Below are 18,547 nucleotides of genomic sequence, written 5' to 3' on the forward strand. Positions count from 1 at the left end.
CGGCCCCTCATCCCTGGTGGCGCAGTTGCACGAGCCGGAGCAGCTCGGCGTCGGAGAGTTCGGTCAGTGCGGTCTCGCCGCCGGTGAGCACCGCGTCGGCCAGCTCCCGCTTGGCCTCCAACAGCTCGGCGATCCGCTCCTCCAGGGTGCCCTGGGCGATCAGCCGGTGCACCTGCACCGGCCGGGTCTGCCCGATCCGGTACGCGCGGTCGGTGGCCTGCTCCTCCACGGCCGGGTTCCACCACCGGTCGTAGTGGACGACGTGGTCGGCCCGGGTCAGGTTCAGGCCGGTGCCGGCCGCCTTGAGCGAGAGCAGGAACACCGGCACCTCGCCGGCCTGGAACCGGCGCACCAGCTCCTCGCGCTGCGGCACGGGCGTGCCGCCGTGCAGCAGTTGCGCCGGCACGCCCCGCTCGGCCAGGTGCCGCTGGAGCAGCCGGGCCATCTGGACGTACTGGGTGAAGACCAGCGCCGCGCCGTCCTCGGCGAGGATGGTCTCCAGCAGGTCGTCGAGGAGTTGCAGCTTCTCCGACCGGCCGGTGAGCGGGCCGTGCGCCTCCTTCAGGTAGTGCGCCGGGTGGTTGCAGACCTGCTTGAGGCCGACGAGCAGCTTGAGCACCAGGCCGCGCCGGGCGATGGTGGTGGTGCTGGCGCGGATCTCGGCCAGCACGTCGGCGACCACCCGCTGGTAGAGGGCCACCTGTTCGGCGGTGAGCGACACGAGGTGGTCGGTGACGGTCTTCGGCGGCAGTTCGGGGGCGATGCCGGGGTCGGACTTGCGCCGCCGCAGGAGGAAGGGGCGGGCCAGTCGGGACAGCCGCGCCACGGCGGGGCCGTCGCGGTCCACCTCGATCGGCCGGGCCCAAGTGGCCCGGAACGCGCCGACGGAGTCGAGCAGGCCGGGGGTGGTCCAGTCGAGGATCGCCCACAGCTCGGAGAGGTTGTTCTCCACCGGCGTGCCGGTGAGCGCGACCCGGGCCCGGGCGGGGATCGCCCGCAGCGCCTTCGCGGTGCCGCTGAGCCGGTTCTTGACGTACTGCGCCTCGTCGGCGACCACCAGGCCCCACTCGTGCCCGGCGAGGCTGCCCGCGTCGAGGCGCATGGTGCCGTAGCTGGTCAGCACGAACCCGCCGGTGAGCCCGTCGAGGGACCGGGCGGTGCCGTGGAACCGGCGGACGCTCGCGCCCGGGGCGAATCGGCGGATCTCCCGCTCCCAGTTGCCGAGCACCGACGCGGGGCAGACGACGAGGGTGGCCCCGGCGGTGGCCGGCTCCGCCTGGCGGCGCAGGTGCAGCGAGATGACGGTGACGGTCTTGCCGAGGCCCATGTCGTCGGCGAGGCAGCCGCCGAAGCCGAGGGAGGTCATCCGCTCCAGCCAGCGCAGGCCGCGGAGCTGGTATTCGCGCAGCGTGCCATGGAGCCCGGCCGGCGGTTCCAGCGGCTCGGGGCCGGCGTCGGGTTCGGCGATCCGTTCGCGCAGCGCGCCCAGCCAGCCGTCGGCGACCACGTCGACCCGTTCGCCCTCGACGTCGGTGCTGGCGATCAGCGTCGCGGCCAGGGCGTCGTACGCCCTGCGCGGCGGGAGCTGCCGCTCGCGGGCCCGGCGGGCCAGCTCCGGCTCGACCGCCACCCACCGGTCCCGCAGCCGGACGATCGGCCGGGACTTCGCCACCAGGTCCATCTCGTCGTCGGTCAGTGCGTCGCCGGCCAGGGTGAGCTGCCAGCTCAGCGGCAGCGGCGTGGCGGAGCGGAAGAACTCCGCCACCTCGGCGGGCCGTTCCGGCGGGGAGCCGACCAGCACCCGGGCGGCCAGCTCGCGGGAGATCCCGGGCGGCCACTCGACGTCGATGCCGGCGGCGGCGAGCCGCGCCTGAGCGCCGCCGAGCAGGTCGACCAGGTCCTCGTCGAGCAGCTCCAGCTCGACCGGCGCGGCGTGGTCGAGGAGCCGCTCCAACGGCGGCCACACGACGGCGGCGCGGCGCACGGCGAGCATGGCCTCGAAGGTGGCCTGCTCGCCGAGGCCGTGCCCGTCGCCCTCCCACAGGGCCGCCGCGTCGGCGACCAGCGTCGGGTCGGCGAGGCTGCGCAGCCGCACCACGGCGGCGAGCGGCGTGCTGCCGAGGTCGCCCCGGCCCTCCAGCCGCAGCGCCACCCGCAGGCCGGTGTCGACGCCGGCGGAGACCTCCCGCGCCCAGTCGCGCAGGTCGTCCACCGGCTCCGGGTCCAGGCCGGCGAACCGGGGGTCGCCGGTCAGCCACGTCGCGGCCGGGGTGCGCGGCAGGGTGTCGGCCACCGCGTCGAGGAAGGCGCGGACCAGCCCTTCCGGCTCGGGCAGGGTGAGGTGTTCGGCAGCGGCGTCGACCGGTATCGCCCGCGCCTCGGGCGGCATCGCCGCCGCGAGGGCCCGGATGCGTTCCACGTCGGCCACGTCGAGGGGGCCCACCCGCCAGGCGTCCCAGCCCTGCGGGGAGACGCCGGGCAGGATCCGCCCCCGGGCGGCCAGGTGCAGGCCGGTGACCGCCACCGCCGACCAGAACGCGGCGGCGGGGGTGGGGGCGTCGGCGTCGCGCAGCGCGGCGAGCTGCCGGACCGCGTCGCCGACCGGCACGGCGCAGGCGGGCACCGTCCACGCCGCCACGGGGCCGTCGAGCCGGAGGGCGAGGTCAAGCTCGCCGCACTCCCCCAGCGCGTCGAGTTCCTCGGGCAGCGCGTGCCCGGCGGGGTCGTAGAAGCTGACCGTGCCGGCCCGGGGCGGGTCGCCCGGCTCGAAGACGACCGCGAACCGGCCGAGTCGCACCGTGCCTCCAGCGGTGATCGGGCGGGCGGCGACCGCCCGCCGAGGGAAGGACAATCCTAGCGTACGTCGTACCGTAGGTGGCACGATCGCGGCGGGCGTCAGCGGCCGAGGGCCCGGTACCTGCGCACCGACAGCGGCAGGAAGACGGCGACCAGCACGACCGGCCAGATCAGCGCCAGCGCGGGCGCGTGCTGGACGGCCCAGGAGTCGCCGCCCCAGCCGGGGTTGCCGAACAGCTCCCGGGTCGCGCCGACGGTCGCCGACAGCGGATTCCACTCGGCGACCGCGCCGAGCCAGCCGGGCATGGTGGCCGGGGCGACGAACGCGCTGGACAGGAAGCCGAGCGGGAACTCCAGCGTCTGCACTCCGGCCACGGCCTGCTGGCCCTTCAGCACGAGGCCGAGGAAGACGCCCACCCAGACCAGGGCGAAGCGCAGCAGCAGGATCAGCCCGAACGCCGCGACGGTGTCGCCGACGCCGCCGTGCGCCCGCCAGCCGACCGCGAGGCCGACGAGCAGCATCACCGCGAGGGTGAGCACCGCGAAGAGCAGGTCGGCCGCCGCCCGGCCGACCAGCGGGGCCAGCGGGGAGACCGGCATCGAGCGGAGCCGGTCGGTGACGCCCCGGTCCAGGTCGGCGGAGACGGCGAGCGTGGTGAGGCTGATGCCGAACACCATGGTCATGGCGAACATGCCGGGCATCAGGAACTCCCGGTAGTCGCCGCCGCCGGGCACCCGCAACGCGCCGCCGAACAGGTAGGCGAACATCAGCACCATGACGATGTCGAACCCGAGGGCCGCGACCAGCGGCCCCGGGTCGCGCCGCCAGTGGGCCAGGCTGCGCCGGGTCAGCGTGACGCTGTCGGCCAGCAGGGCGGGGCGGCCGGGCGTCACGTGCGGGGACGCGGTGTCGGGCAGGGTCGTGCTGGTCACGCGGGGACCTCCTCGGCGGTCTCGGTGCGGCGGCCGGTCAGGTGCAGGAACACCTCGTCCAGGGTCGGCCGGCGCAGCGCCACGTCCTCGACGGCGACACCGGCGGCGTCGAGCGCCCGCAGCAGCTCCGTCAGCGCGCCGGCCCGGTGCTCCACCCGGGCGCTGACGAGCCGCCGGTCCGGGTCGACCTCCGGCTCGCCGCCGGCCACCCGGCCGAGCTGGGCCCCGGCCGCGGCCAGGTCGGCGGCGTCGCGGACGACCAGGTCGATCCGGTCGCCGCCGAGCCGGGCCTTCAGGTCGTCGGGGGTGCCCTCGGCGATGACCCGCCCGCCGTCGAGCACCGAGATCCGGTCGGCGAGCCGGTCGGCCTCGTCGAGGTACTGGGTGGTGAGCAGGACGGTGGTCCCCGCGCGGACCAGCTCACGGACCGCCTCCCACACCTCGTTGCGGCTGCGCGGGTCCAGCCCGGTGGTCGGCTCGTCGAGGAAGAGCACCGCCGGGGCCAGGATCATCCCGGCGGCCAGGTCGAGCCGTCGGCGCATGCCACCGGAGTACGCCTTGACCGGCCTGCCGCCCGCGTCGGCGAGCCCGAACCGGTCGAGCAGCTCGTCGGCGCGCTGCCGGGCGCGCTTCGCGCCGAGGTGGCACAGCCGGCCGAAGATGACCAGGTTCTCGTGGCCGCTGAGCACCTCGTCCACGGCGGCGCGCTGCCCGACCAGGCCGATGCGGTGGCGCACCTGGTCGGGCCGGCGGGCCACGTCGAAGCCGGCGACCTCGGCGCGGCCGGCGTCGGGGCGCAGCAGGGTCGACAGGATCCGCACGGCGGTGGTCTTCCCCGCCCCGTTCGGGCCGAGCAGGCCGCACACCCTTCCCGGCCGGACCCGCAGGTCGAAGCCGTCCAGGGCCGGGGTGTCCCCGTACCGCTTGCGCAGCCCCTCCGCCGCGATCGCGTATCCACCCGCTGTCACGTCGCCCCCTCCGCCGCACCCCACCAACGTTGCCGTACAAGATACGGTAGCACGTACGGGCAGGGCGACGGTGACGCCGCTACCGGCCGATCGCCGCGTAGCGGGCCTCCGTGGCGGCCTTCTGCGGCCCCCACCACCACTCGTTGCGGCGGTACCAGTCGACGGTGGCGACCAGCCCGTCGGCCAGGTCCCGGTGGCGGGGACGCCAGCCCAGCTCCCGGCGGATCTTGGAGCTGTCACAGGCGTAGCGCAGGTCGTGGGCGGGGCGGTCCGGCACGTGGTCGAAGTCGTCGGCGGGCCGGCCGAGCATCGTCAGGGTCAACTCCAGCAGGGCGCGGTTGCTCCACTCGGCCCCGGAGCCGATCAGGTACGTCTCCCCGCACACCCCCGCGTCGAGGATCAGCAGCACGGCGTCGTTGTGGTCGTCGACGTGGGTCCACTCCCGCACGTTCGCGCCCGTGCCGTAGAGCTTGGGCCGCTGACCGCGCAACACGTTGGTGATCTGCCGGGGCAGGAACTTCTCCACGTTCTGGTACGGCCCGTAGTTGTTCGCGCAGTTGGACGTCGTCGCCCGCACCCCGTACGACCGGACCCACGCCCGCACCAGCAGGTCCGAGGCCGCCTTCGTCGCCGAGTACGGGCTGGACGGGTCGTACCGGCTCTGCTCGGTGAACGCCCCGCCGCCGTGCAACGGCAGGCTGCCGAACACCTCGTCGGTGGAGACGTGGTGCAGCCGCCGGTCGTGCCGGCGGACCGCCTCCAGCAGCACGAACGTGCCCTCGACGTTGGTACGCAGGAACGGCGTCGGGTCCTGCAACGAGTTGTCCACGTGGGACTCGGCGGCGAAGTGGACCACCGTGTCGCAGTCCGAGACGAGGGCGTCGACCAGGTCGCCGTCGCAGACGTCGCCACGGACGAAGGTGATCCGGTCGGCGACCTCGGCGAGGCTGTCCCGGCTCCCGGCGTAGGTGAGCGCGTCGAGCACGGTCAGCCGCAGGCCCGGCCGGGCGGCCAGCGCCCGGCGCACGAAGTTGGCGCCGACGAACCCCGCACCCCCGGTGACCAGCATGTGTTCCATGCCGCGACGCTAACCGACGCGGCCCGCAGCGGGGTCGGACCCGGCCACCTGGGTGCCCTGCCTAGGCTCGCTGCCGGGCGGACTGTCCACCCCACACACGGCGCGGAGGTGCGGAATGAGCGGGCCCAGCCCCACCCAGCGGTCCCTCACCCGGGACGACGTGGCCTGGCACGTCCGGGCCTCCCTCGGCCCTGGGCGTGGCGTGGTCGACTGCGGACCGCTCGGCGGGGGCGGCTTCGCCACCGTGTGGTGGCTGACGCTGGACGACGGCGCCGCGGCCGTGCTGAAGGTCGCGCCGCCGCCCGGGGCCCGCCTGCTGCGTTACGAGCGCGGCCTGGCGGCGGCGGAGGCACGCTACTTCCGGCTGGTCGCCGCACACGCGCCGCAGGTGCCCGTGCCCCGGGTGCTGCACCACGGCCGGGACCCGGAACGCGGCGAGTGGCTGCTCACCGACCGGCTGCCCGGGCGTCCCCTCGCCGAGCTGACCGCCGACGTCGACGCCGGTCCGGCCCGCGCCGACTTCGGCGCCGCCACCGTCGCGCTGCACCGGATCACCGGCGACCGGATGTGCGGGCTGGTCGACGGCGAGCGGTACCTGTGGGGCGACCCGCTGCTGGACCTGGTCTCGCCGCTGCTGTTCCGGCGGGCCGAGAACGAGCCGGACCACCCCTTCCTGCGCGGTTGGCGGGCGGCCGGCGGGCACCCGGCGGCGTTCGACCCGGCGGCCCGGGTGCGGCTCGGCCTCTACCGGCTGCACCTCTACCTGCTGATGATCGTGGAAATGCCCAGCCGGGGGATGACCGGGGAGAACGCGTCGGGCCGGTCCGCGCTCCTGGTCGAGCTGCTCGACCGGGAGCTGGCCGACCTCGGCCGGGGCCTGCCCCGCCCCTGAGCCGGCGTCCGCCGACGGTTCCGGGTCACTCCGTGGGCATCGGGGCCGGCTCCGCGCTGCCCATCCGGCCCGGGTCCCAGTACGAGGCGTCCGGGGACGGCGCCCGGCTGCTCGACGCGCCGCTGTCCCCCACGGACGCCGGCGCCGCCGGCCGCTCCCCCGGCCCGGACCGGCGGGCCGCCACCCCGGCCACCACGACGGCGACCACGACCACCGCGACGGCCACCGCCACCGCCGCACCCCACCCCTGCCTCATCCCGCACTCCTCTCCGCCGCCCCCGCGGCGACGCGGGACCGGGAACCCGACGCCCGGCCACGACCACACTCTTTGGACGCGCGCCGCCCCCGGCCGGATCCGTCGGGTCCGGGCCGGGGGCGGGCATCACCCGATCGGATGACTCAGACGCGGGCCGCGACCGAGTTGTAGACGTCCATGACCGCGGTGTCGAAGTACGAACTCTTGTTCACCCCGGCGCTGTTCAGTGTGCTCATGATTCCGTTCACGTAGCCGTACACGTCGTTGTAGAGACGTAGCCAGACCGAGCCGCTGGAGCCGCCCGTGAACCCGCAGTTGAGGGCGATCTTGTTCTCGCTGCCGGGCCGGTACGTCGTGCCCTGGCAGTACTGCTGCCACCCGCCGTCGTACGGCGGCGCCGCCGGGTAGGCGAGGATGGTGACGGCCTGGGTGTAGCTGTAGTTGACCGAGAGCCCGTTGCCGCCGACCCGGTCGACCAGCCGCTGGCCCGACGCGTTCGGGTACACGGTGATGTACGAGACGTCCCGGTCGAGGTTGCTGTCGTTGATCCAGGCGTTGAACGCGGTCAGGTACTTGGCCGACCACCGGCCGTACGGCTCGGCGCCGTAGTTGTAGAGCGGCACGAAGACCCAGTTCTGCATCCACTGGCCGCCCCTGCCGCCGTGCACGCAGTGCCCGGCGCTCATGACGAGCAGCTTGGAGGCGCTGTTCACGGCACCGGCCGAGCAGACGTAGTTCTTGCCGTCCACGGGGTTGTAGAAGAAGACCTTGCCGACGGTGGCGGACGCGGCGACGTAGGCGCTGATGTCCCCACCGGCCTGCGACGCGACGCTGGAGGCGGCCGTCACGGTGGGCGCGGCCGGCGGCACGGAGCGGGCCGGCCCGGTCGGCTTCAGGCCCTCGCCGGCCACGGCTCCCGCCTTCTCGACCAGCACGTCCGCCGAGATCGCGGTGCGCATCCGCTCCTTGGTCCAGTAGTCGCTCGCCTGCTGGGCGGCGGTCAGCCCGCTGCGGGCCGCAGTGGTGGAGGTGGTCGCCGCCACCGTGGTGGCCGACGCTCCGCCGACGGGGGCTGCCTGCGCGGGCCCGGTGCCCACCAACACCGTCGCCGCGACGAGCGCGGCGGACGCGGTGACCGTGGCCACCCGCCGGATGTCCGGAAAGTGCATTCGTTCTCCTCCCACCAAAACACATTGGCGCTTGTCTAAGCGCTCGGCACAGCATGCGGGGCCGGGAAACGGCGACGGAAGGACCCGGGGCCGTCAACTCTGTCGCTGACAGTGTGTCCGCGACCTGACTGACCGCAAGGATTCAACATCGGACAGTGGTGAAGCTCGGAGGTTTCCGGGCCAGCGCCAAGATGTGGGGAGAACGCCAATGGGCCGGCTCACCCGCCCTCTCGTGCCAGCAGGTCCCCTCGCCGACTTCTACGACCGACTACACGCCCTGCACCTCGCCGCCGGCCAGCCAAGCGTGCGCCGGCTGCAACAGCTCACCCGCGCCGAGCGGCGGCCCCGGGGCATCAACCCGACGTCGATCCACGCGGTCTTCACGCGCCCCCGCCTGGCCCGGTGGGAGGTGGTGGGCGAGATCGTCCGGGTGCTCGGCGGCGACGTCGAGGAGTTCGCCACGTTGTGGCGTCGGGCCAACCGCTGCCAGTCGCACGACGACAGCCTGGCCGACCCTGCGCCGCACGCCCGGCCGTGGGCACCCGCCGACGCCACGCCCGTCCCCCGCGAGCTGCCGCCGGACGTGCTGCCGTTCACCGGGCGCGGCCCGGTCCGCGCCGCGCTCGACGGCCTGCTCGCCGAGGGCGCCACCCGGGCGGCGATGATGACCGTGCTGCTCACCGGCTCGACCGGGATCGGCAAGAGCGCGCTGGCCGTGCACTGGGCCCACCGGGTCGCCGACCGCTTCCCCGACGGCCAGCTCTACGCCGACCTGCGCGGCGAGAGCCCCGGGCAGCCGCCGACACCGGTCGAGGTGCTCACGGCCTTCCTCGACGCCCTCGGCGTCGCCACCGCCGACCTGCCCGCGTCGCCGGCCGCCCTCGCCGCCCGCTACCGCACCCGGATGTCGGGACGCCGGATGCTGGTGCTGCTCGACAACGCCAGCACCGTCGGGCAGGTGCGCCCCCTGCTGCCCGGCTCGCCCGGCTGCCTGGTCCTGGTGACCAGCCGGGACGGCCTGGCCGAGCTGGTCGTGCGGCACGGGGCGCGGCGGCTGGAGCTGGGTCCGCTGAGCGCGGAGGCGGGCGTCGAGCTGCTGCGCGGGCTGATCGGCGACCGGGTCGACGCCGACCCCGAGTCCGCCTACGACCTGGTCCGGCGCTGCGGCGGTCGGCCGCTGGCCCTGCGGGTCGCGGCGGAGCGGATGACCGCCCACCGCACGACCGCCCTGGCCACACCCGCCCTGCCGGGGCCGCCCCTGGCACCGGTACGGGTGGTGGACCACCCCCGGTTGTGCGTGCAGCGGTCGACGGCGCTGGCTGACTCTGGGTGACCCTCCTCCGACCCCAACCGACCTCGCACGCCCCCTTTGCTCTGCACCCACGGACGCAGCACCCGGCTGGGCTGCACGCGAACGCGAACGCGAACGACGCCGCGACCGGCGGACCGTCGCGCTGCGTAGGCGTTGCGTATGCGGGTGCAGAGCAAAGGGGGCGGAGAAGGTGTCGGCACCCGGCGAGCGGAAACCACGCCGTGTCACGCGACGTCGGCCGGGCCGGGCCAAGCCAGGCCGGGCCAGGCCGGGCCAGGCCAGGCACGCTGCCGCAGCCAGCCCGCGTCACGGCGCTGGGGCGACCTCCGGGGCCACGCCGGGGGCGGGGGTGATCGGCAGCAGCACCCGGAACACCGTCCGGCCGGGCTCGCTCGTCACCCGGATGTCCCCGTGGTGCTTGTTGACCACGATCCGGTACGAGATGTCCAGCCCGAGCCCCGTCCCCTCGCCGACCGGTTTCGTGGTGAAGAACGGCTCGAAGATGCGCGGGCGCACCGCCGCCGGGATGCCGGGGCCGGTGTCGGCCACCTCGACGGTCAGCTGGTCGTCGACCCGGCCGGTGCGGACGGTCAGCGTGCCCTCGTCGCCCATCGCGCCGAGCGCGTTGTCGATCAGGTTGGTCCACACCTGGTTCAGCTCGGCCGCGTACGCGGGGATCGGGGGCAGCGCCGGGGCGTACTCCCGGACCAGGCGGACCCCCGGCGGGAGCTTGCCCTTGAACATCACCAGCGTCGCGTCGAGCAGCTCGTGCACGTCCACCACCTGGTAGGGCGCCCGGTCGAGCTGGGAATACTGTTTGGCCGCGCCGACCAGCTTGGAGACCCGGGTGGCCGCGTCGGCGATCTCCCGCATGAGCAGCTCGGTGTCCACGGTGTAGGTCAGCCACCGCACCGCCGGCTCCAGGTCGTCGGCACCGAGCTCCGCGCGGACCCGGTCCAGCCAGGCGACGTCCAGCCCGCCGGCGACCAGCGTCGGGGCCAGCTCCCACCCGGCGGCGATCCCCTGGTCGTCCAGCCAGTCGGTCAGCTCGTCCTCGGCGTCGCTGGTGGCCAGGGGCGACAGCGCACACGCCTTCGCCGCCCGCTCGACCGCCTCCTCCTGCAACGCCACGAGGGCGTGCAGCCGCCGCCCGTCGAGCCGGCCGTCGGCGATCATCGCCAGCTTGTGCCGCATGCCGGCGACCCGGTCCCGCAGGGCGGACGCGGCCCGCACCGCCGCGCTCGCCGGGTTGTTCAGCTCGTGGGTCAGCCCCGCCGACAGGGCGCCCAGGGCCACCAGCCGCTCCCGCTCCCCGACGACCGTCTGGGTGTCCCGCATCCCGATGAACAGCCCCTCCAGCAGGTGCATCGCCATCGGGAACCAGGATCGCACCGCGTGGGCGAACGTCTCGGCGGGCAGCACGAAGAACTCCGCGTCGGTGACCGACCACATCCCGTTGCGGTAGATCTGCTGGTCGTCGAGGTAGGCCTGGGTGGCCCCGCCGTACACCCCGCGCTGCGCCGTGCGGAGGATCTCCACCTCCTCGCCGTGGATCGTCCGGCACAGCCGCACCTCGCCGGCGAGCAGCACGAAGAAGCAGGTCGCCGGCTCGCCCTCGGCGTAGACGGCCTCCCCGGCCGTGCGGTGCTCGACCCGGCCGTGCTCGGCCAACCAGGCGACCTGCCGGTCGTCGAGCGACTCGAACAGGAACAGCGTCCGCACCTCGGCGGGGGTCAGGCCGGTCACTGCGCCTCCAGGTAGCGGTGCACCAGCGACACGGCCATCGCGCCCTCGCCGACGGCGGAGGCGACCCGCTTGACCGAGGCCGCGCGCACGTCGCCGGCCGCGAACACGCCGGGCAGGCTGGACTCCAGGTGGTAGGGGTCGCGGGGCAGCGACCAGCCGGGCGGCCGGCTGCCACCGGCCACCAGGTCCGGCCCGGTGACCACGTATCCCCGCTCGTCGCGGACCACGACGCCCTCCAACCATTCGGTACGCGGCTCCGCGCCGATGAACACGAACAGCCACGACGCGTCGACGTCGCGCCGCTCGCCGGTGCGGGTGTCGCGCAGGGTCAGCCGTTGCAGGTGCTCCTCCCCCGCGCCGGCCACCACCTCGGTGTGCGGGTGCACGGTGATGCGGTCGATGCGGTCGAGCTGGTCGATCAGGTAGCTCGACATCGACGCCGTGAGGTCCGCGCCCCGGATCAGCACGTGCACCCGGGCGGCGTACCGGGAGAAGTAGACGGCCGCCTGGCCCGCCGAGTTCGCCCCGCCGACGATGTAGACGTCCTGGTCGACGCAGCTCGGCGCCTCGGTGGCGGCCGAGCCGTAGAACACGCCCCGGCCGGTGAGCTCGGCCAGGCCGGGGGCGTCGAGCATCCGGTACGACACGCCGGTCGCCAGCACCACCGCGTGCGCGGCGATGGTGGACCCGTCGTCGAAGCGCAGCAGCCGCGCCGAGCCGGCCTCCGCCAGGCCGACGACCTCCCGGGTGCTGAGCAGCTCCGCGCCGAACTTCAGCGCCTGCCGGCGGGCCCGGTCGGTGAGCTGCGCCCCGGACACGCCGTCGGGGAAGCCGAGGTAGTTCTCGATCCGGCTGCTCTGCCCGGCCTGCCCGCCGGTGGCCCGCCGCTCCACCAGCACCGTGCGCAGCCCCTCCGACGCCCCGTAGACGGCAGCGCCGAGCCCGGCCGGCCCGCCGCCGACGACCACCAGGTCGTAGAAGTCCGCCGCCGGGACGACGTTGAGGCCGACGAGGCCGGCCAGCTCCGTCTCCGTGGGCGCCACCAGGGCCTTGCCGTCGGCGGTGACGACCAGCGGCACGTCGGCGGCGCTCGCCCCGGCCGCCGCGAGCAGCCGGCCGCCCTCGGGCTCGTCGGCCAGCAACCAGCGGTACGGCACCAGGTTGCGGGCCAGGAAGTCGCGCACCGCGAAGGACGGGGCGGACCAGCGGTGCCCGACCACCCGGATCTCCGTGGTGGCGGCCTCCGGGCTGGCCGTCCACGCCTCCAGCAGCGCGTCGACGACCGGGTAGAGCTTCTCCTCCGGCGGGTGCCACGGCTTGAGCAGGTAGTGGTCGAGGTCGACCAGGTTGATGGCGTCGATCGCCGCGCCGGTGTCCGCGTACGCGGTGAGCAGCACCCGGCGCGCGGCGGGGAAGAGGTCCATCGCGGCCTCGAGGAACTCGATGCCGTTCATCTCGGGCATCCGGTAGTCGGCGACCAGCACCGCCACCTGCTCGCCGCGCAGCTTGATCTCGCGCAGCGTGTCGAGGGCCTCCGGGCCGGAGCCGGCGCGCACCACCCGGTACCGGTCGCCGTAGCGGCGGCGGAAGTCGCGGGCGACCGCGCGGGAGACCGCCGGGTCGTCGTCGATCGAGAGGATCACCGGGTGCGCCATCGGACCATCAAACCACCCCGGCGTTACGGCTCCGCTGCCCACGGCCCGTCGCCGCCCCCGGGCCGGCGTGCGCCACCTCGGCCTCGGCTGGCGGCGGTGCCTCCACCGGGGCGGCCCGGCGGCCGTGGGTGGCGGTGACGGTGACCGCCGCGGCGACGGCGACGCCGAGGGCGATCCACAGCACCGGGTTGGTGCGCAGCCCGTCGGGCAGCTGCTGGGCCAGGACGAACACGCCCATCACCACCACGAACCACCCGAACGCCCGGCGCAGCACCGCCTCGGGGACGCGCCCGGCGAGCCGGCCTCCGGCGAGGCTGCCGACCACGGCGGCGGCGGTGACGGCGGCGGCCAGCCCCCAGTCGATGCTGACGGTGGAGAGGTAGCCGGCCAGGCCGGCGAAGGACTTCATGGCGATGACCACCAGCGAGGTGCCGACGGCGACCGGCATCGGCAGGCCACCGAGCAGCGCCAGCGCGGGCACCACCAGGAAGCCGCCACCCGCCCCGACCAGGCCGGTGACCAGCCCGACCACAACCCCGTCGAGGATCACCCGCGGCACGGGAAGCTCGTGCGGCACGGGCCGGTCCCCGGCGTCGCGCCGCCCCCGGATCATGGCGACCGCCGTGGCGAGCATCATCAGGGCGAACCCGGTGAGCAGGACGGCGGCCGGGACGTACGCGGCGAGGCGGCCTCCGGCGTACGCGCCGGTCATGCCGGCGAGGCCGAAGACGAGGCCGGTGCGCCAGCGCACCCGGTGCGCGCGGGCGTGCGGCAGGACGCCGACGGCGCTGGTGGCGCCGACGACGAGCAGCGAGGTGGCGATCGCCTCCTTCGCCGGCAGGTCGGCGACGTAGACGAGCAGCGGCACGGCGAGGATGGAGCCGCCGCCGCCGAGCAGGCCGAGGCTGACGCCGATGAGGACGGCGAGGCCGACGGTCAGGGCCAGGCTGCCGGTCACGACCGCCGCCCGGCGGTCGAGCCCTCGCGGAGCTGGCCGACGATGGTGTCGAGGTCGCAGCTCGCGCCCCGGTTGTAGGGCAGCCTGCCCAGCAGCATGCCCATCGCGCAGGTGTTGGTGAGGGCGGCGACGGTGAGGCCCGCGCCGATGGCGGCGGCGACCCACTTGAGGCCGGGGACGAGCACCGATCCCAGGACGGCGACCAGGACGATCGAGCCGGCGACGAGGCGGACCTGCCGTTCCAGGTCCCAGCGCGGGACGCCCTGCCGGACGGGCGCGTGGGCGGCCTGCCAGGCCAGCATCCCGCCGTCGAGGACCTTGAGGTGGGGCAGCCCGACCCCGGCGAGGGTCTGCCCGGCCTGGGTGGCGCGCGCGCCGGAGCGGCAGATCAGCACGACGTCCTCGTCGAGGTGGTTGCGCAGCTCCTCGCGGTGCTCGCGCAACAGGTCGAGCGGGACGTTGTAGGCGCCGGGGATGTGCGCGGTCTCGAACTCGGCGGGGGTACGCACGTCGAGCAGGCGGGGCGCGCGGCCGGAGTCGATCAGCTCGCGGAGGCCGGCGGCGTCGAGCGTGGCCGGGCGGGTGTTCTCGGAAGTGCTCATGTCTCCTCGTTCCTGTTGTCGGTCCCGGTCGGTCGGGTCTGGGCCCGCTCGAACCGGTCGTCGATGACGACGACCTCCCGGCCGGCGTTGGCCAGCAGGGACGCGGCGGCGGTGGCGCGGTAGCCGGAGCCGCAGTGCACCCAGACGGTGCCGGCGGGCACGTCGGCGAGGCGGTTCGGCAGGTCGGGCAGGGGGATGTGCACCGCGCCGTCGAGGTGGCCGGCGGTCCACTCGTTGGTCATCCGGACGTCGAGCAGGACGTCCGGCGCGGGCAGGCCGGCGGGCGGGTGTCCGGCGCGGGCGGCGGCGAGCGCGGGGAAGTCGGCCGTGGGCAGCTGCCGTAGCTGCTCCGGCCGGGCCGCCCACCGCTCGGGCGCGCCCGTGGCCTGGGCGGCGGGCCGGTCGATGCCGATGCGCGCCAGTTCCCGCTGGGCGTCGGCGACCTGCTCGGGGGTCTCGGCGAGCAGGGTGAGCGGGGCGCCCCAGTCGATCAGCCAGCCGAGCCAGGTCGACATCGGCCCGTCGAGGCCGAGGGCGACCGTGCCGGCGAGGTGCGACGCGGCGTACGCCTTGCGGTGGCGCAGGTCGACCACCCACTGCCCGGCGGCGAGCCGGTGGCTCAGCTCGGCGGCGTCGGCGCGGGCCGCCGGGGTGAGGTCGACCGGCGCGGGTCCGGCGGCGTTGGCCACGCCCATGTGGGCGTAGTAGGCGGGGTAGGCGTCCAGCCCGGCGAGGGTCTCGGTGACGAAGTCGTCGGCGGCGAGCCGCAGCACGGGGTTGACCCGCCGTTCCCGGCCGATGGTGGAGTCCGGCGCGTCGGCCTGGCTGGCCGAGCAGAAGCTGCCGAAGCCGTGGGTGGGCCACACCTGCGTCCCGTCGGGGAGCAGGTCGGCCAGCCGTCGGGCCGAGGCGTGCTGGCGGTGGGCGAGGTCGTGGGCGTGCCGCCGCCCGAGCAGGTCGGTGCGTCCGGTGGTGCCGAACAGCAGGGAGCCGCCGGTGAAGACGCCGACGGGCCGCCACCGGCCGGCGGCGGCTTCGTCGAGGACGTACGACAGGTGGTGGAAGGTGTGGCCCGGCGTGGCCACGGCCCGCAGCCGCAGGGTGTCGGAGATGGCGACGGTGTCGCCGTCGGTGACCGGGTCCCGGTCGAACCGGACGTCGTCGGCGGCGGCGACCAGGTATCGCGCGCCGGTCAGGCGGGCCAGTTCCAGGCCACCGGAGACGTAGTCGTTGTGCAGGTGGGTCTCGACCACGTGGGTGATCCGTGTCCCCTTCGTGCCGGCGAGGTACAGGATGCGGTCGACGTCGCGCTGCGGGTCGACCACGACGGCCACCCGGCCGTCGGAGGCCAGGTAGCTGCGGTCGCCCAGCGACGAGGTCGCGACAACGGACACGTCGAGCGTCATTGCGTACTCCCTCCACAAATACCCCTGGGGGTATGCTGTCGGCGGACTGCGCCCCAGGCCGGGCGCACCACGGTCTACCCGCGCCCGCCGTCGCCATGCGGGCCGCGCGCCACCGGGTCGAACATACCCCCGGGGGTACGCGATCCGCCAGCGGCCCACCCGGAAAGGGACGGGACCTTCGACCCGGAATATACCCCGGGGGGTATACGCTACAGTCGGTGTACCGCCGACCATCACCGCAGAGGAGACCGGCCCATGTTGTTCACGCAGTACTACCTCGACTGCCTGTCCCAGGCGTCCTACCTCGTCGCCGACGAGCGCACCGGCCGGGCCGTGCTGGTCGACCCCCGCCGCGACATCGGCGAATACCTCGCCGACGCGCGGGCGCACGGGCTGACCATCGAGGGAGTGATCAACACGCACTTCCACGCCGACTTCCTCGCCGGCCACCTGGAGGTCGCCGCCGCGACGGGCGCGTGGATCGGCTACGGCCGGCGCGCCGAGACCGAGTACCCGATCCGCAAGCTCGCCGACGGCGAGCGGATCAGCCTCGGTGACGTCACCCTGGAAATCATGGAGACCCCGGGCCACACCCCGGAGTCGATCAGCGTCCTGGTCTACGAGCACGCCGCCGACCCGGTGCCGCACGGCGTCCTCACCGGCGACGCGCTGTTCATCGGCGACGTCGGCCGCCCCGACCTGCTCGCGTCCCTCGGCGTCACCGCAGAGGAGCTGGGCGCGATGCTCTACGACAGCGTGCAGCGCAAGTTGATGGGCCTCCCCGACGAGGTGCGGGTCTTCCCCGCCCACGGGGCGGGCTCCGCCTGCGGCAAGAACCTCTCCACCGAACGGCAGTCCACCATCGGCGAGCAGCGCCGCACCAACTACGCCTGCGCGCCGATGAGCCAGGAGCAGTTCCTCGCCCTGGTCACCGGCGGCCAGCCGGCCGCGCCGGGCTACTTCGCGTTCGACGCCGTGCTCAACCGGCGGGCGCACGAGCTGTTCGACTCCCGCGCCACGGCCCGCCCGCTCACCGCCGCCGAGTTCGCCGGGGCCCGCGCCGACGGCGCGGTCGTCGTCGACGCCCGCGACCCGCAGGAGTTCGCCGCCGGGCACGTCGCCGGGGCGATCAACATCCCGGCCGACGGCCGGTTCGCCGAGACCGCCGGCAGCGTGGTGGCGCCCGACCGCGCGGTGCTCGTCGTGGCGCCGGAGGGCCGCGAGGAGGAGATGGTCGTACGGCTCGCCCGGATCGGCTTCGACCGGGTCCTCGGCCACCTGCGCGACGCGGGGGCGACCCTGGCCGAGCTGGCGTCCGAGACGAGCCGGGCCAGCCGGGTCACGGCGACGGAGCTGCGCGCCGCGCTCGACCGCGCCGAGCCGCCGGTCGTGCTCGACGTCCGCAACGGCGGGGAGCGGGAGCAGGGGGCCATCGCGGGTTCGCTGCACATCCCGCTGGCCGAGCTGACCCGTCGCCTCGACGAGGTGCCCGCCGACCGGCCCGTGGTCGTGCACTGCGCCGGGGGTTACCGTTCCTCGGTCGCGGCGAGCCTGCTGCGCAGCGCCGGCCGGCGGGACGTCTCCGACCTGCTCGGCGGCTACGGCGCCTGGCGGGCCGCGTACGCGCAGGTCTGACCGCCGGCGGCAGCGGCCACGGGCCGGGCCGCCCCCGACGTGGGATCGGGGGCGGCCCGGCCGTCGGTCAGGCCGTCGCGGTGCAGCTCAGCGTCGGGGTGCTGGCCGCCCCCGACCCGGTGAAGCCGAAGCTGGCCTTCCCCCCGGCCGCCAGCGTGCCGTTGTAGCTGGCGTTGCGGGCGGTCACGGTCGACCCGCTGGTGGTGACCGTGGCACTCCAGGAGGAGGCGATCTGCTGCCCGCCGGACCACGTCCAGGTGACCGTCCAGCCCCGGATCGGGCTGCTGCCGGCGGTCACCTCGACCTCGCCCTGGAAGCCGCCGGACCACTGCCCGGTGGACTTGTAGACGGCCGAGCAACCGGCGGAGGCCGGCGGCGTGGTCGCGGGCGGGGTCGTCGCGGGCGGGGTGGTGGGCGGAGCCGTGGTCGGCGTGGTGGTCGGCGGCGGGGTGGTCGGCGGGGTCGTCGTGCCGCCGAAGTTCACGTCGCTGCACAGGTAGTAGGACTGGTCCGAGTGGCTGGCCTGCCAGATCGTGTAGACGATGTGCCGTCCGGTGCGCCCCGGCGCGTTCGCCGGGACCTGGATCGACACGCCCTGGCTCTCCTTGGTCGGCCACTGCGACGCCGGGGTGTTGCCGATCTGGCCGACCAGCTCCAGGTCACTCCACGCCAGCGGCTTGGTCAGGGCGTTGAAGCCCTGCTTGGTGACGTACACCCGGATGTAGTCGGCGCCGTGGCTCGCCTGGTCCCACAGCTTGACCTTGAAGCTGTTGGAGACGTTGGTGGTCTTCCACGCGCCGAGCGCGTCGAGGGAGTTGTAGCGGCCGTCGCCGGTGTGGCCGGCGCTGCACAGCTGGCCGTCGGGGATGGCGGCCTGGTGGTTGCCGGCGACGCCCTCGCGGTACAGGCCGTTCCAGTTCCACATGGCCGACGCGTTGTACTGCCAGGCCTGCCAGCACATCGGGTCCTCGGTGGCCATGGCCGGGTTCTGGAAGTCGCTGCCCCAGCGGGCCCAGCAGCCGTAGTTGCGGGACGCCGGGTCGACGGTGGAGCCGTGGGCGGCGGCCGGGTTGGCCAGCGCGGTGGTCAGCAGCAGCGCGGCGGCCGCGCCGACGGCAAGCAGCCACGCCACGAGGGGGAT

15 protein-coding genes are annotated in these 18,547 nt (G+C 74.8%); 3 read left to right on the plus strand and 12 right to left on the minus strand.

All coding sequences use genetic code 11. The features are described from left to right. Positions 1 to 7 precede the first annotated feature (7 nt). The 4 genes from GA0070558_RS25625 to rfbB form a co-directional block, all read right to left on the minus strand. Complete coding sequence (locus GA0070558_RS25625) at positions 8 to 2,797, minus strand: SCO1167/SCO6262 family helicase (protein WP_091284323.1); 2,790 nt, start codon at positions 2,795 to 2,797, stop codon at positions 8 to 10. A gap of 98 nt (positions 2,798 to 2,895) precedes the next feature. Further along, the gene (locus tag GA0070558_RS25630) at positions 2,896 to 3,729 is read right to left on the minus strand and encodes an ABC transporter permease (protein WP_091284325.1); all 834 of its coding nucleotides are present in this window, start codon (positions 3,727 to 3,729) and stop codon (positions 2,896 to 2,898) included. Beyond that, a complete protein-coding gene (locus tag GA0070558_RS25635) occupies positions 3,726 to 4,697 on the minus strand; it encodes an ATP-binding cassette domain-containing protein (protein WP_091284328.1) in 972 nt (323 codons plus the stop codon). Before GA0070558_RS25635 ends, GA0070558_RS25630 begins: the two co-directional genes overlap by 4 nt. A gap of 79 nt (positions 4,698 to 4,776) precedes the next feature. Beyond that, positions 4,777 to 5,775 carry a dTDP-glucose 4,6-dehydratase gene (gene rfbB, locus GA0070558_RS25640; RefSeq protein WP_176734373.1) on the minus strand — a complete coding sequence of 333 codons (999 nt, stop codon included), beginning with the start codon at positions 5,773 to 5,775 and terminating at the stop codon, positions 4,777 to 4,779. Positions 5,776 to 5,890: 115 nt separating this feature from the next. Here rfbB and GA0070558_RS25645 point away from each other — a divergent pair, with 115 nt between their 5' ends. Next, positions 5,891 to 6,667 (plus strand): phosphotransferase family protein, encoded by a 777-nt coding sequence (locus GA0070558_RS25645; protein ID WP_091284335.1) that lies wholly within the window; start codon positions 5,891 to 5,893, stop codon positions 6,665 to 6,667. Positions 6,668 to 6,692: 25 nt separating this feature from the next. Here the strand turns inward: GA0070558_RS25645 and GA0070558_RS25650 are convergent, their stop codons facing one another. After that, positions 6,693 to 6,923, minus strand: coding sequence for a hypothetical protein (locus GA0070558_RS25650; RefSeq protein WP_141722321.1), 231 nt, complete (start codon positions 6,921 to 6,923; stop codon positions 6,693 to 6,695). 143 nt (positions 6,924 to 7,066) lie between these two features. Next, positions 7,067 to 8,092: a trypsin-like serine peptidase gene (locus GA0070558_RS25655; protein ID WP_091284338.1), complete on the minus strand. Its 1,026-nt coding sequence runs from the start codon at positions 8,090 to 8,092 to the stop codon at positions 7,067 to 7,069. 232 nt (positions 8,093 to 8,324) lie between these two features. Between GA0070558_RS25655 and GA0070558_RS25660 the strand changes: the two genes are divergently transcribed. Then, complete coding sequence (locus tag GA0070558_RS25660) at positions 8,325 to 9,425, plus strand: NB-ARC domain-containing protein (RefSeq protein WP_176734374.1); 1,101 nt, start codon at positions 8,325 to 8,327, stop codon at positions 9,423 to 9,425. 285 nt (positions 9,426 to 9,710) lie between these two features. Here GA0070558_RS25660 and GA0070558_RS25665 read toward each other — a convergent pair whose 3' ends face one another. Genes GA0070558_RS25665 through GA0070558_RS25685 form a run of 5 tightly spaced genes read right to left on the minus strand, consistent with a single transcriptional unit; the run spans position 9,711 to position 15,771 of the window. Continuing rightward, positions 9,711 to 11,150 (minus strand): ATP-binding protein, encoded by a 1,440-nt coding sequence (locus GA0070558_RS25665; protein WP_218107097.1) that lies wholly within the window; start codon positions 11,148 to 11,150, stop codon positions 9,711 to 9,713. Continuing rightward, positions 11,147 to 12,805, minus strand: a complete 1,659-nt coding sequence (locus GA0070558_RS25670) for an NAD(P)/FAD-dependent oxidoreductase (protein WP_141722322.1) — start codon at positions 12,803 to 12,805, stop codon at positions 11,147 to 11,149. Before GA0070558_RS25670 ends, GA0070558_RS25665 begins: the two co-directional genes overlap by 4 nt. Before the next feature lie 7 nt (positions 12,806 to 12,812). Next, positions 12,813 to 13,763: a sulfite exporter TauE/SafE family protein gene (locus GA0070558_RS25675; protein WP_091284342.1), complete on the minus strand. Its 951-nt coding sequence runs from the start codon at positions 13,761 to 13,763 to the stop codon at positions 12,813 to 12,815. Continuing rightward, a complete protein-coding gene (locus GA0070558_RS25680) occupies positions 13,760 to 14,365 on the minus strand; it encodes a rhodanese-like domain-containing protein (protein ID WP_077936982.1) in 606 nt (201 codons plus the stop codon). Before GA0070558_RS25680 ends, GA0070558_RS25675 begins: the two co-directional genes overlap by 4 nt. After that, positions 14,362 to 15,771, minus strand: coding sequence for an MBL fold metallo-hydrolase (locus GA0070558_RS25685; protein WP_091284345.1), 1,410 nt, complete (start codon positions 15,769 to 15,771; stop codon positions 14,362 to 14,364). Before GA0070558_RS25685 ends, GA0070558_RS25680 begins: the two co-directional genes overlap by 4 nt. A 255-nt stretch (positions 15,772 to 16,026) precedes the next feature. Between GA0070558_RS25685 and GA0070558_RS25690 the strand changes: the two genes are divergently transcribed. Further along, positions 16,027 to 17,406 (plus strand): MBL fold metallo-hydrolase, encoded by a 1,380-nt coding sequence (locus GA0070558_RS25690; RefSeq protein ID WP_091284347.1) that lies wholly within the window; start codon positions 16,027 to 16,029, stop codon positions 17,404 to 17,406. Between the two features lie 67 nt (positions 17,407 to 17,473). Here the strand turns inward: GA0070558_RS25690 and GA0070558_RS25695 are convergent, their stop codons facing one another. Continuing rightward, positions 17,474 to 18,538: a lytic polysaccharide monooxygenase gene (locus tag GA0070558_RS25695; protein WP_439709634.1), complete on the minus strand. Its 1,065-nt coding sequence runs from the start codon at positions 18,536 to 18,538 to the stop codon at positions 17,474 to 17,476. Positions 18,539 to 18,547: the final 9 nt, after the last annotated feature.

The sequence above is a fragment of the Micromonospora haikouensis genome (assembly GCF_900091595.1).
Lineage (GTDB): Bacteria > Actinomycetota > Actinomycetes > Mycobacteriales > Micromonosporaceae > Micromonospora > Micromonospora haikouensis.

Excerpts from the sequence above, each read along its gene's own strand:
- rfbB (WP_176734373.1), bottom strand. The coding sequence starts at position 5,775 with ATGGAACACATGCTGGTCACCGGGGGTGCGGGGTTCGTCGGCGCCAAC.
- GA0070558_RS25655 (WP_091284338.1), bottom strand. The coding sequence starts at position 8,092 with ATGCACTTTCCGGACATCCGGCGGGTGGCCACGGTCACCGCGTCCGCC.
- GA0070558_RS25685 (WP_091284345.1), bottom strand. The coding sequence starts at position 15,771 with ATGACGCTCGACGTGTCCGTTGTCGCGACCTCGTCGCTGGGCGACCGC.
- GA0070558_RS25690 (WP_091284347.1), top strand. The coding sequence starts at position 16,027 with ATGTTGTTCACGCAGTACTACCTCGACTGCCTGTCCCAGGCGTCCTAC.
- GA0070558_RS25650 (WP_141722321.1), bottom strand. The coding sequence starts at position 6,923 with ATGAGGCAGGGGTGGGGTGCGGCGGTGGCGGTGGCCGTCGCGGTGGTC.
- GA0070558_RS25680 (WP_077936982.1), bottom strand. The coding sequence starts at position 14,365 with ATGAGCACTTCCGAGAACACCCGCCCGGCCACGCTCGACGCCGCCGGC.
- GA0070558_RS25645 (WP_091284335.1), top strand. The coding sequence starts at position 5,891 with ATGAGCGGGCCCAGCCCCACCCAGCGGTCCCTCACCCGGGACGACGTG.
- GA0070558_RS25670 (WP_141722322.1), bottom strand. The coding sequence starts at position 12,805 with ATGGCGCACCCGGTGATCCTCTCGATCGACGACGACCCGGCGGTCTCC.